We start from the raw sequence: 12,695 nt of genomic DNA on the forward strand, positions 1-12,695 counted from the left end.
GTGGGGTCGATATCCAGACTCCAGCGCACCCTTTTGGTCTCAGGCCAGCCTTCCAGCTCCTTAACCGCCCAATCCAGCAGTTGGGCCAGCGGTGCCCGGTTCGGCCCCTGCACCAGCAACTGCATGCGGAACTTGCCAGCCTTGCGCTCCATAAAGCCGCTGATGGGCCCCAGCACCTGAACGTGGGGATAGCGGGCGCTGCGCAGGGTATCGGCGAGGCGGGCGAGGAACAGCTGCACCTCGTCACGGCCATTGGCCTCGGCGCGGAACAGCCCCTGATAGCTGAAGGGTGGCAGCCCCAGCAGGCGGCGCTCTTTCAACGCCGTATCGGCGAAGTGGCCGTAGCCATTCTGGGTCAGATCCTGCAGCAGGGCGTGCTCCGGATGGTGGCTCTGCAGCACTACCAACCCGGGTTTGCTGGCGCGACCGGCGCGGCCCGCCACCTGGGTGTAGAGCTGGGCCAGTTTCTCGGCGGCGCGAAAATCGGCGCTGAACAGGGCACCATCCACATCCAGCAGACCCACCAGCGTCACATCCGGGAAGTGGTGGCCCTTGGCCAGCATCTGGGTGCCGATCAGGATCTTGTACTTGCCCGCCTTGATGTCGCCGAGATGGGTCTCCAGCTCCCCCTTGCGACGGGTGTTGTCCCGATCGATGCGCACCACCGGATATTGTGGGAAAACCGTGGTGAGCAGCTGTTCCAGCTGTTCGGTGCCCACTCCCGATCCGATCAGCTCGTTGCTGCCACATTCGGGGCAGTGGTGGGGCAAGGGGCGCACGCTGTCGCAATGATGGCAGTGCAGCCGTCGTCCGGCCTGATGCCAGGTGTACCAGGCATCGCAACGCTCACAGGCGGCGCTCCAGCCGCACTGGTGGCAAATCAGAGCCGGGGCATAGCCACGGCGGTTGAGAAACAGCATCACCTGATTGCCCGCTGCCAGATGCTCCGCCATCAGCTGCTCCAGCTGGGGCGAGAGCCCGGCCTGCAACCGCACGTTCTTGATATCCAGGATCACCTGACGGGCGGTCTGGGCGTTACCGGCACGGCGAGTCAGGGTGAGATGGTGATACTTACCGGTGCGGGCGTTGTGCAGCGTCTCCAGCGACGGGGTAGCAGAGCCAAGCAGGATGGGGATACCGGCACGATGAGCCCGCATCACCGCCAGATCCCGCGCGTGGTAGCGAAAACCGTCCTGCTGCTTGAAAGAGCCGTCGTGCTCTTCGTCAATGATGATGATGCCGAGGTTGTGAAACGGGGTGAACACCGCGGAGCGGGTGCCGATCAGGATGGCGGCGCCGCCGTCGCGGCAGGCGAGCCAGGCATCGAGCCGCTCCCTGTCGTTCATGGCGGAGTTCATCGCCACCACCGGCACGTTGAAGCGGCGGCGAAAGCGGTTGATGGTCTGCGGGGTGAGGCCGATCTCCGGCACCATCACCAGCGCCTGTTTGCCCGCCTTGAGCAAGGGCTCGAGGATGCTTAAATACACCTCGGTTTTGCCGGAGCCGGTGATGCCATCCAGCAGGAAGGCACCAAACTTGTCGCTCTGGCTGGTAACGGCAGAGACGGCCAGCGCCTGCTCGCCGTTGAGGCGTAGACCCTCCCCCGGCTCAAAGCGGGCAGCCCAGTCGCCGTCGTGGCTCGGCTCCAGCGAACGCTTCTCCAGCAGCCCCTTCTTCTCCAGCGCGGTGAGAGCTGCGCTCTGGATCTCCTCCTGCTTGAGAGCGGAGGGGGTCTGCGGCCCTTTGCGCAGCAGGGCGAGCGCTTGCTGCTGCTTGGCCGCCCGCTTGAGCTCGTTAAGGTCGATGGCCATGCCCGCCTCGGTGGCAAACCAGAACTCCAGCTCCCGATAGGCGGCTGGCTCCCCCTTGCGCACCAACACCGGCAGGGCGTGGGGCAGCACTTCCCCCAGCGGATGCTGGTAGTAGCTGGCGCTCCAGTTCATCAGCGCCAGAATATCCGGCCCCAGCACCGGAGCCGTGTCCAATACCCGTTTGATGGGCTTGAGCTTGTTGCGGGGCACCTGGCTGTCGGCCGGATGATCCACCACCAGCCCGACCAGGGTCTGGGGACCGAAAGGAATCTCGACCCGGCAACCGGGGGCAGGTAACGGCAGGGGAGAGAGATAGTCGAAGTGACGGCGTAACGGTACCGGGACAGCGACACGAACCAGATCCAGCGTTTGGGAAGAATTCACCAGGGGTTGCCTATTTTTTCTGCGAAGCCACTTGCCTGATCTCAGGCATTTCCTATATTATTCGCAGCCTTTGAAACTGTGTTCAACAATCGTGTGGTGTCCGACAAGAGATCGGATGGCGACACGGCCTATTAATTGAGGTTGTCCATGAAAGCTGGTATCCATCCTGACTACGTAGCCATCACCGCCAAGTGCTCTTGCGGTAACGTCATCAACACTTTCTCTACCATCGGTAAAGATCTGAACCTGGACGTGTGCTCCGAGTGCCACCCGTTCTACACCGGCAAGCAGAAAGAAGTTTCTAGCGGCGGCCGCGTAGACAAGTTCAACAAGCGTTTCGGTGCGATGACCACCAAGAAGTAATTTTACTTCTGAAGAATTCTGAAAAAGGCGCCCAATGGGCGCCTTTTTTACGATCCCTGTTTTTCATCCTTCATGTTCCCGCAGCCAGACGCACTCTCCCCTACTGGCCAAACCCTTTGGAACGACGCAAATAGACATACCCCTCACCCGGGCTACCCCAGCGCGGGCTCCCTGCGTTGTCATAGGCGCGATCCAGCAGTCTGACGCTGTCGGGGCCAATCCAAATATGCTGCACCAGCGTCGTGGCACCACCAAAATCGGTGGAGCAGTGGCCCACCCGGGTGTGACCGGCATATTCGCCGGAGGGGGTACGGGTCAACCAGATCTCGCATCCGTGGCGCAAGGAGAGCTGCTGCGGGGTCAGACTGTCGAGCAGGGCGGGATCATGCCAGGCACCGGCAAAATCGGTGGCACGGGGCATGGTCAGTTCGGCCATCAGGATCCGCCCGTCAGGGGCAGGTGAGAAGCGATAGATGCGCTGGCGGAAAGGACGGACGGAGCGCATGCTCAGATACTGCTCGGCATAGACCCAGCGATAGCCCTGATAGCCGGGCCAAATCTCCATCAGGCGCAGCTCGGCACTGGTAAAGCGGCTGTCGTAACTGGCCTGCTCCCGGCTCGTAAAGGCCCCGTTGAACCAGCTGAGCAGCGGTTCCATACCGGGCTTGAGTGGGGTAGCCTGAGGCGCCGAACCTGCCAACACCAGACAGGAACAGAGCAGCCCGAATACGGCCACCAGCAACTTTGCCATCGAATCCTTCCGAATCATCATAGTGGCGGCGATTATATGAGCGAATTTCCCCAATAACAGCCATTACGATCAAATCATTGCCACTCTGGTGCAAAAACCTCACAAGGATGCCAGTCCGCTCACTAAACCCGATATTTTGCCACAGCCTTGTTGAGCAGCTGGGCCTGCTCGTTGAGGCCCTCGCTGGATCTCGCATTTTCCTCCGCCATGATGCTCGACTCCTGGGCGATGTCGCGGATGTTGTTGACGTTGCGGTTCACCTCGTTGGCCACCAGACTCTGCTGTTCGATGGCGGCGGCAATCTGGGTGCTCATGTCCATGATGTTGGTAACATCCTGAGTGATCTGTCCCAGCAACTCCCCTGCGGTACTGGCCTGATCCGAGCTGCGGTTGCCCTGCTCGCGGCAGGTCGCCATTACCTCGACGATGCTGCCGGTCTGTTTCTGCAGCGAGCTGATGATGCCGGCGATCTCCTGGGTCGATTTCTGGGTACGGATGGCCAGATTGCGCACCTCATCGGCCACCACCGCAAAGCCGCGCCCCTGATCCCCTGCCCTGGCTGCTTCAATGGCCGCGTTGAGGGCCAGCAGGTTGGTCTGCTCGGCAATGCCGCGGATCACGTCAAGCACGGAGCCGATGGTCTCGCTCTCTTTTTGCAGCTGGCTTACCTCGCGGGATGAACTCTCCAGATTGCCCGCCAGCGAGCGGATCTGCTCGACTGTGTTCTCGACCGCAGTCCGCCCCTCCATCGCCTTGTTGTTGGTCGCCTGTGCATTGTTGGCCGCCTGCTCGGTGTTGCGGGCGATCTCTTCGATGGTGGAGCCCATCTCGGTGGACGCGGTCGCCACCATGTCGGTTTCCTGCAGCTGGCGCGCGGCCCCTTCACTGGTGCGCTTGACGTTGGCCGAGAGGTGATCCGCCGCTTCGGTCAGGGTGTGCACGCTCTGCTTCACATCGCCAATCAGGTTGCGAAACCCGCCCAGCATCACGTCGAGATTGCCTGCCAGCTGGGCCATTTCATCTGCCCCGCGCAGCTCTATCTTCAGGCGCAGGTCATTATCCTGGCGAATGCGGTTGACGGTATCATTCACCTGAGTAATGGGACGGTCGATGCTGCGCCCCAGCAACACGCTCATGATGCCGATCAGCACCACAATCACCCCGCCACAGACCAGCATCAGGCTGTTGAGGCGAGCGCTCTGCCGCTCCAGCTCAGCGACAATGTGCTGATCGACGGCGGCAAACCCCTGTTCGGTCTGATGCACCAGATCCCGCATCTGGTTGCGCAGCCCCTCATCCTCTTTCAGCCCCAGTACCTGCATCCCCTGCACCAGCGCCACAAAGTCCTGCCGGTACTGCTTGCTGGCCTGCTCCAGCTTGCCGCGATCCGCCTCCGGCAAGGTGGCAAGGCTATCCTGAAAACTCTTGTGCAAGGTCTCGAAACGCTCCAGATACTGGATATCGGAGCGAAGCATGAAGTCTTTCTCCGCCCGCCTCAGCTGCAACATGGTGATGAGCAACCCCTGCTGATCCAGCTGCTTGAGCCCATTCTCCACCTCATGCACCGCCGCCCTCAGCTTGCCATAGAGCCCCTCCTCCGGCCCCAGACCAATCTTCTGCTGCTGGGCCACCAGATCGTTGAAGGCTTTGCCATAGCCACTGATCTGCTGATCCAGTCTGGTCAGCTCCCCCTCGACAGCCGCCAGATTGTCATCGGTCACCAGCTCCCGATTGTGCTGGTGAAAGTCAGACAGCCCCTGATTGAAGCGCTCGACGAAGGTCATATCCTTGCGGATCAGAAAATCCTTCTCGGCCCGCCGCAGGTTGAGCATGGCGATCTCCAGCTGGTCGATATTACGCTGGGCTTCGGTCAGATGACGGTGCACCTGGCTGGAGTAGATAAACAGGCCGCTCAGTACCAGCATGGCAACGGCAACCAGCACGGTATTCAGGATCAACTTATGACGGATAAGCACGATGGACCTCTCGCAAACTGGCAGTGAACTGCATTGAGCTTATGCAGAAAAGCGGCGACAGGTGATCTGTGCAAGGAATATTCATTGAAATGCCACACCCACTCCTTATACTGGTTGCACCTGTTTCCAGCCGTGGATTTGACACTATGGAATACAATACTTCTGAACTGTGCGACATCTATCAGGACATGGTGGATGTGCTTGAACCCATGCTCTGCTCCTTCGGCGGCCGCGCCTCTTTCGGCGGCGTCATCACCACCGTCAAATGCTTCGAATCGAATGGTCTTATCCGTGAACTCGTCAAAGAGAACGGACTGGGACGCGTCTTGCTGATCGATGGCGGTGGCTCCATGCGCCGCGCTCTGATCGACAGCGACATCGCCACCACGGCGGCCGAGAATGATTGGGAAGGGATTGTCTGCTACGGCTGCGTCCGCGAAGTCGATATTCTGGAAGATCTGGATATCGGTATTCAGGCACTGGCAGCCATTCCGGTCGGTGCCGACAGCAAGGATGTAGGGGAGACCGATCTGCCGGTCAACTTCGGTGGCGTGACCTTCCTGCCTGACGACCACCTCTACGCCGATACCACAGGGGTGATCCTCTCTCCCGAGGCACTCGATATCGAGTAAGCCACAGACAGAGTGACGACGGGAGCCTTGGCTCCCGTTTTTTATGCCTGCAACTTGCTGAAAAATGACAAAAAAGAGGGCCAGATAAACTGGCCCTTAACTGGAAGCAATGTGAGCAATGTCGTGCCTTCACAAGAAGTCCATCACGTTGGAACGAATGAAGTCTTTCCCGGAAAACAAGTTAACAATAATCATTCTCATTTAACTAGGCAAGCGCTATTTGCAGAAAGTGCAAAAAATTGACCACCGCGAAGGGTGGTCAATCTGGTCAGGCTTGCCGGGTGGCCGTTTGCAGGCTGGATAATCCGGCCTCGCCCACCAGCTTGCGGCTGAGGTAGCGCAGCAAGACACCGTAGAGCGGCACGAACAAACCAAGGCTTATCAGCAACTTGAATACGTAATCGACGGTTGCGATCTCGACCCAGTGCTCTGCCATGAAAGGATCTGTGGTGCGCCAGAAGGCCACACTGAAGAAAGCGATGGTATCGACCAGATTACCAAACAGGGTGGAGGCCGCTGGCGCAATCCACCACTGCTTGAGCAGACGCAGGCGGTTGAACACCACCACATCCATGAACTGCCCTACCAGATAGGCCATAAAGCTGGCCAGTGCGATACGCGCCACGAACAGGTTGAATTCGGCCAGATGACCAACACCCTGGAAGCTCCCTTCGAAGAAGAGCACGGAGAGCGCATAGGAGACCGCCAGTGCTGGCAACATCACGGTCTGGATAATCTTGCGCGCCAGACCGGCACCGAAGATCCGCACCGTCAGGTCAGTGGCGAGGAAGATAAACGGGAAGCTGAACGCACCCCAGGTAGTGTGGAAGCCAAACACGGTGATCGGCAGCTGCACCAGATAGTTGCTGCTGGCAATGATCAGGATGTGGAACAACGACAGGCGAACGAGCGCCGTTTGGTACTGCGCAGGGGTCAGATTCATCTTGTGACCTTTTTGGTTAATGGGGTTAGGGAACCCATATCGCCACCATTGGCGATAATCGAGGGGCGAGATTATACGCCCCAAAACCGATAGTTCAATCTTTATGCGATTAGGCTCATCCAGGTTGGCAAGTGGTAGAGCTGGCCTTGTGGTCGATATTCACGCCTTGTGCTGTCTGGCGAGCCAGAGCAGCGCCTCCCGATCCACCGGGCGCACCGCCTCCAGCCAGCAGCCGCTGTAGTGTTCATACTCCAGCCGAAACTGACTCTCTTCAAACTCCAGCAACCAGCTATGGCGGTCGGCCCCCGCATCCTGCTCGAGCGGCTGCAACTCCCACTCTCGCAGCAAGGCCTGCGCTAACAGCGGAAACGAGTCCCAGTCGAGCGCTGGACAATCCAGCGTCACCACGCCAGCTTCGTTATCTACCTGTTTGATTTGCCAACTCATTCCCTGTCTCTCAGCTACTGCAGGATAGCTCACCACCGCAATACCATGCCGGAGTCGGGGTGGCGAGATCCTCATATTCGGGTTGTTCATCATAGGGGTGCTGCAAGGCGGCGAACAGCCGCTCAAACGGCTGCATATCCCCTACGTCGGCGGCGTCGATCACCTGCTGGGCCAGCGCATTGCGCAGCACATACTTGGGGTTGATGGCATCCATCTGCGCCTTACGCACAGCATCCTCGCTGCCTTCGCGCATTAGCCGCGCCCGATAGCGTTCCAGCCACTCCTGCCAAACACCAGGTTCAGACAACAGGGCCAGCAGAGACGCAGGCCACGCCCCCTCTTGCGTCACATCACCGAGACGTCGAAGGAACAGGTGATAATCCACCTTGTGGGCCGCCAGCAACCGGAACAGCTCGCGGAACAGAGCAGGGTCATCCTCCTCCCACACTGCCAGTCCGAGCTTGGCCCGCATCAGCTCGGAGTAGTGCAGCATCAGCTGCTGCTCATACTGGGCCAACGCCGCTGCCAGCGCATCACCGTTTACATGGCCAGCCAGCGCCTGCGCCAGTTTTTGCAGATTCCAATAACCGACCGCGGGCTGCTGATCCAGTGCGTAACGACCCGCCGGATCCGAGTGATTGCAGACAAAATCGGGCACGTAGGCATCGATAAAGCCGTAGGGGCCATAATCCAGCGTCAGGCCGAGCAGCGACATGTTGTCGGTATTCATCACCCCGTGACAGAAGCCCGCAGCCTGCCATTTGGCAATCAACCGCGCGGTGCGGCGCACCACTTCGGCAAACAGTTCGGCGCCACTCTCCAGCTCGGGGAAGTGGTGGCGCAGCAGATAGTCGATGAGATGCGGGATCTTCTCCCCCTGCCCGCTCCAGGCGAAATACTCGATATGGCCGAAGCGCAGATGGCTGGGGGCGGTGCGCAGCACAGTCGCCCCGGTCTCCACCTGCTCGCGATAAACAGGCTCCTGACTGCCCACCAATACCAGCGCCCGCGCGGTCGGGATGCCGAGAGCATGGAGCGCTTCGGAGGCGAGATACTCACGGATGCTGGAGCGCAGCACGGCGCGACCGTCACCAAAACGGGAGAACGGCGTCTTCCCTGCCCCCTTCAGGTGGAGATCCCAGCGCTGGCCATCCGGCGCCAGCTGCTCACCCAGCAGCAGCGCGCGACCATCCCCAAGCCGCGGGCTATAACCCCCAAACTGATGACCGGCATAGACCTGCGCTACCGGCTGCATACCGGGCAGCACTTTTCCCTCGCCACAACAGGCGATCCAGTCAGCCTCGCTGACGCCTCCCAGCCCCAACTCATCCAGCAAAGCCCGGTTGAGATGAAGCAACCGGGGTTGCTGCAGCGGCTGGGGGGCCACGGGTTCACAGGCCCAGGGCAACTCGGTCGCAAAAGTGTTGATCAACTTCATGGTTGTGCCATTCGTCCCTGCGTATGCTCGTGTCACTCTTTATACTGCCGTCAGCCATGCTTGCGCTAACTGGCAACCATCATTTTTCAATTCAAGGAGAAGAAGATGCAAAAATGGGTATATGCCCTGCCCTTGCTGGCACTGGCGTGGGGTCATCAGGCCAAGGCTGCAGATATCGAGGCAGGCAAGGCCAAGGCGGCGGTCTGTGCTGCCTGTCACGGGGTGGAAGGCAAGGCGATGATCCCCAACTATCCCCATCTGGCGGGTCAGAATGCCGCCTATCTGGTGAAACAGTTGAAAGCGTTCAAGGATGGCACCCGCAAAGAGCCCTTGATGGACCCCTTCATGGCACCGCTGACCGATGCGGATATCGACAATTTAGCCGCCTTCTACGCCAGCCTGAAATAACCTCGCGTCTGACCCCAGGTTCTTCCGAGCCGCGCTTACCCTGGTCGATTAGGCAGCCTAATCGACCCTAACGACGGCAGTAGTCGATGATCAGGTCCATAAAGGCTTCGCCAAAGCGTTCCAGCTTGCGGTGCCCGACACCGTTGATTGCCAGCATCTCGTCTTCGGTCATCGGCATCAGTTGAGCCATCTCCACCAGGGTCGCATCGTTGAACACCACGTAGGGGGGCACCTCTTCGTCCTCGGCAATCTGCTTGCGCAGGCCACGCAGCTCCTTGAACAACCGCTTGTCGTAGTTGGCGTTGTCGAGCAGGCCATTGCGCTTCTCCTTGCGGCTGGAGATAGGCTGCAGGCGGGGCACCGCCAGCTCCAGCTTTACCTCTCCACGCAGCACGGGGCGGGCCGCTTCGGTCAGCTGCAGCACCAGATTGCGGGTGATGTTCTGGGTCAGCAGTCCCTTGTGGATCAGCTGGCGGATCACGCTCATCCAGTATTCGTGGCTCTGATCCTTGCCGATGCCGTAGGTCGAGAGCTTGTCGTGGCCGTGATCCTTGATGCGCTGGTTCAGCGACCCGCGCAGCACTTCCACTACATAACCCACCCCGAAATTCTGCCCCACCCGCCAGACGCAGGAGAGCGCCTTCTGGGCATCTTCGGTGCCGTCATAGCTCTTGGGCGGATCGAGACAGATATCGCAGTTGCCACAGGGCTTGTCGTTGTACTCGCCGAAATAGTTGAGCAGCACCTGACGGCGGCAGGTTTGCGCCTCGGCAAAGGCTGCCATCACGTTGAGCTTGTACTGCTCCACCTGCAGCTGCTGCGGGTTCTCGATGTTGTCGAGCAGGCGGCGCACCCGACCGATATCAGCGGGATCGTAGAGCAGCAGCGCCTCGGCGGGGGTGCCATCACGCCCGGCGCGACCGGTCTCCTGATAATAGGATTCGATGTTCTTCGGGATGTCGTAGTGCACCACGAAGCGTACGTTGGGCTTGTCGATACCCATACCGAACGCCACCGTCGCCACCACTATCTCGATGTCATCCTTGAGGAAGGCATCCTGAGTCTGCTGGCGCTGCTCGAGCGGCAGCCCCGCATGATAGGGCGCGGCCTTGCAGCCGTGGCGGGATAGCCGCTCGGCCACCTCCTCCACCCGGTTGCGGCTGGAGCAGTAGACGATGCCGCAGTTGCCCTTCTGGCTCTGCACGTAGCGCAGCAGCTGTTCGGCTGCCTTGAATTTCTCCACCAGGCTGTAACGGATATTGGGGCGGTCGAAGCTTGCAGTGTGGATGAAGGGATCGTTCAGCTCGAGGCGGTGCAGCATGTCGCTGCGGGTCGCCTCGTCGGCAGTCGCAGTTAGCGCCACCACCGGCACCTGCGGGAACCACTGCTTGAGTCGCCCCAGCGCCGCATACTCAGGCCGGAAATCGTGGCCCCACTGGGAGACGCAGTGCGCCTCGTCGATGGCGAACAGCCCAAGCGGCAGCTCGGCCAGCCGATCCATAAACTCGTGCTGCAACAGTCGCTCGGGGGAGACATAGACCAGCTTGATCTCACCGCGGCGCATGGCGGCGAAGTTCTGGATCATCTCCTCCCGACTGAGGGCCGAGTTGATGTAGACCGCCGCCACACCGTTGGCACGCAGGCTGTCGACCTGATCCTTCATCAGCGAAATTAGGGGAGAGACCACCACACCGAGCCCGGGCCGCAGCAGTGCCGGGATCTGGTAGCAGAGCGACTTGCCGCCGCCAGTGGGCTTGAGCACCAGCGCATCGCGCCCCGCGACGATCTGCTCGATGATTTCGAGCTGACCCGGCCGAAACTGCTGATAGCCGAAGACCGCCTGCAGCAGGGCAAGCGGACTCTCTGGCTGAGGATCTGGCAGGGTTTCGGCAATCGCGGTCATGGGCTCTCCTTTGGGGTCGCCATTCTAAAGCAGCCGCCGCCCACAATAAACCTGCCATTGCGACTGTTAAGGAACTGTTGCAGACTGGCTGGAGTTTTTACTCGGCTTTGATGACAAGGATTGGGATCAGAGAATGAAACAGATGCTCAAGAAGATGGCGCTCAGTGGCATTGCCAACCTGTTTGCCGAGAAGATGCCGTTCAACAAACTGATCGGCATGCAGGTGACCCACTACGACTTCGACAAGGTGGAACTGCGCATCAAGATGGACGAGAAGCTGATCGGCAACCCTTTCCACAACATCCTGCACGGCGGCGTCACCGCCACGCTGCTCGATGTAGCGGGCGGCATGATCGTCGCCGCATCCTGCATCGACGAGCTGGAGGAGTTCTCCCCCAGTTATCTCAAGGAGCGCTTCGCTCGCCTCGGCACCATAGATCTGCGGGTAGATTACCTGCGCCCGGGGCGCGGCAACGAGTTTATCGCCACCGCCCACATCATCCGGGCCGGCAGCAAGGTGGCCGTCGCCCGGATGGAGCTGCACAACGAAGAGGGCACCCACATCGCCTTCGGCACCGGTACCTATCTGGTGGGTTGAACCAAGTTAGTGCATAAAAACCACGCGGCTAATCCACTTTTAATCATTAGATTCCTTACCCCCTCTGGCCGAACAAGGTCCATACTGATAGTCGGGATTGTGTGCAGAGGGAGGATTGCAGGCGATGAGTGCGAAACTGGCCATCAAACCATCCAGAGCCTTGTTGACACAGCTCGAGTCCATGCTCGACGAGGTGCAGACACCCGAGTGTCGCCACTGGTTGGAACAGGAGCTTGAGGGGTATTCTCTCTCCTCACCCCTGCCTTGGTATCGCATCGTTCCCTGTCGGCAACGCGGTCACTTTCTGGATCTGAAAACGGGAAAATATTTGACCTGTCACATCAACAGTCAAACGCTATGCCAACGCGATCTGGCCCAAATTCAGTTCATTTATGCCCGTGAACCCGCCGCCCACTATTTGCTGCAACGCAATTCCGGTATTGAACCCTGGCCAGAACAGCTGCTGGAAGATTATCAGGAGCAGTTGATCCCCGGCCATTTATGCCTGCAAGCCTGGCATGAGCCCGTGATGTCACTACGTGAACAACTGATGGAGGGAATCGAACATTTCATTTGTGAGTACCCCAAGCACGCGGCCTTGCAACCTCAACACAGCTTGAAGGCTTTGCGGCATCAGCACTGGCATATCTGAAAACGCCTAGCGCGCAAGGAGGGCACCATAGACAAGACCCATAGCGAGATTGCCACAATCTAGAGTGCCGGAGTCAGGATCAGACTCCACCGATGGGCCACCGAGCGGTGGCCCTTTTAATGTCTGTGGGCTTGCTTCGCCCCTGCATACAGCAGGTCAGGTCACTTGGCCAGGTAACAGGTCAGCAGCTAAAGAAAATCGGGAAAACAGGAAGGATAAATGCAAAAAGGCCGCTCTATTGAGCGGCCTTTTCAAATTTGGTCGGTGTGAGAGGATTCGAACCTCCGACCCCTTCGTCCCGAACGAAGTGCGCTACCAAGCTGCGCTACACACCGATGTCTGCGGGACGGGAATTTACCGAAAGCCCCGATCCGACACAAGCCTTTTTT

The 12,695-nt window shown here is 59.5% G+C and carries 12 protein-coding genes and 1 tRNA gene; 5 read left to right on the forward strand and 8 right to left on the reverse strand.

The window, feature by feature from the left end; all coding sequences use genetic code 11:
- The coding region (gene priA / locus G5253_RS20075; protein ID WP_421204130.1) for a primosomal protein N' at positions 1 to 2,195 on the reverse strand (2,195 nt) is incomplete at its 3' end.
- 147 nt (positions 2,196 to 2,342) lie between these two features.
- On the opposite strand from priA, the gene rpmE reads away from it, so the two are divergent.
- Entirely contained in the window at positions 2,343 to 2,558 is a 216-nt protein-coding gene (gene rpmE, locus G5253_RS20080; RefSeq protein ID WP_005340673.1) for a 50S ribosomal protein L31, read from the forward strand.
- 100 nt (positions 2,559 to 2,658) lie between these two features.
- Here rpmE and G5253_RS20085 read toward each other — a convergent pair whose 3' ends face one another.
- Positions 2,659 to 3,309, reverse strand: coding sequence for a chromophore lyase CpcT/CpeT (locus tag G5253_RS20085; protein WP_021230765.1), 651 nt, complete (start codon positions 3,307 to 3,309; stop codon positions 2,659 to 2,661).
- Between the two features lie 122 nt (positions 3,310 to 3,431).
- Positions 3,432 to 5,285, reverse strand: a complete 1,854-nt coding sequence (locus G5253_RS20090) for a methyl-accepting chemotaxis protein (RefSeq protein WP_204482144.1) — start codon at positions 5,283 to 5,285, stop codon at positions 3,432 to 3,434.
- A gap of 146 nt (positions 5,286 to 5,431) precedes the next feature.
- On the opposite strand from G5253_RS20090, the gene rraA reads away from it, so the two are divergent.
- Positions 5,432 to 5,917, forward strand: a complete 486-nt coding sequence (gene rraA, locus G5253_RS20095) for a ribonuclease E activity regulator RraA (protein WP_005340678.1) — start codon at positions 5,432 to 5,434, stop codon at positions 5,915 to 5,917.
- Positions 5,918 to 6,185: 268 nt separating this feature from the next.
- Here the strand turns inward: rraA and G5253_RS20100 are convergent, their stop codons facing one another.
- The 3 genes from G5253_RS20100 to G5253_RS20110 all read right to left on the reverse strand — a co-directional run bounded on the left by G5253_RS20100 (position 6,186) and on the right by G5253_RS20110 (position 8,745).
- The gene (locus tag G5253_RS20100; RefSeq protein ID WP_005340680.1) at positions 6,186 to 6,860 is read right to left on the reverse strand and encodes a 7-cyano-7-deazaguanine/7-aminomethyl-7-deazaguanine transporter; all 675 of its coding nucleotides are present in this window, start codon (positions 6,858 to 6,860) and stop codon (positions 6,186 to 6,188) included.
- A gap of 159 nt (positions 6,861 to 7,019) precedes the next feature.
- Complete coding sequence (locus G5253_RS20105; protein ID WP_150997886.1) at positions 7,020 to 7,307, reverse strand: DUF3630 family protein; 288 nt, start codon at positions 7,305 to 7,307, stop codon at positions 7,020 to 7,022.
- 10 nt (positions 7,308 to 7,317) lie between these two features.
- Positions 7,318 to 8,745: a protein adenylyltransferase SelO gene (locus G5253_RS20110; protein WP_266134963.1), complete on the reverse strand. Its 1,428-nt coding sequence runs from the start codon at positions 8,743 to 8,745 to the stop codon at positions 7,318 to 7,320.
- Positions 8,746 to 8,850: 105 nt separating this feature from the next.
- On the opposite strand from G5253_RS20110, the gene G5253_RS20115 reads away from it, so the two are divergent.
- Complete coding sequence (locus G5253_RS20115; protein ID WP_005340687.1) at positions 8,851 to 9,153, forward strand: c-type cytochrome; 303 nt, start codon at positions 8,851 to 8,853, stop codon at positions 9,151 to 9,153.
- 67 nt (positions 9,154 to 9,220) lie between these two features.
- On the opposite strand, the gene recQ is transcribed toward G5253_RS20115, so the two are convergent.
- Positions 9,221 to 11,056: an ATP-dependent DNA helicase RecQ gene (gene recQ / locus G5253_RS20120; protein ID WP_042081697.1), complete on the reverse strand. Its 1,836-nt coding sequence runs from the start codon at positions 11,054 to 11,056 to the stop codon at positions 9,221 to 9,223.
- A 133-nt stretch (positions 11,057 to 11,189) separates the two neighbouring features.
- On the opposite strand from recQ, the gene G5253_RS20125 reads away from it, so the two are divergent.
- On the forward strand, positions 11,190 to 11,654 hold the full coding sequence (locus tag G5253_RS20125; protein ID WP_005355465.1) for a thioesterase family protein: 465 nt from the start codon (positions 11,190 to 11,192) through the stop codon (positions 11,652 to 11,654).
- Positions 11,655 to 11,778: 124 nt separating this feature from the next.
- Complete coding sequence (locus tag G5253_RS20130) at positions 11,779 to 12,306, forward strand: hypothetical protein (protein WP_005342628.1); 528 nt, start codon at positions 11,779 to 11,781, stop codon at positions 12,304 to 12,306.
- Positions 12,307 to 12,564: 258 nt separating this feature from the next.
- On the opposite strand, the gene G5253_RS20135 is transcribed toward G5253_RS20130, so the two are convergent.
- Positions 12,565 to 12,641, reverse strand: a tRNA-Pro gene (locus G5253_RS20135).
- Positions 12,642 to 12,695 lie beyond the last annotated feature (54 nt).

Source organism: Aeromonas sp. 602658, from assembly GCF_049173005.1.
Lineage (GTDB): Bacteria > Pseudomonadota > Gammaproteobacteria > Enterobacterales > Aeromonadaceae > Aeromonas > Aeromonas veronii_A.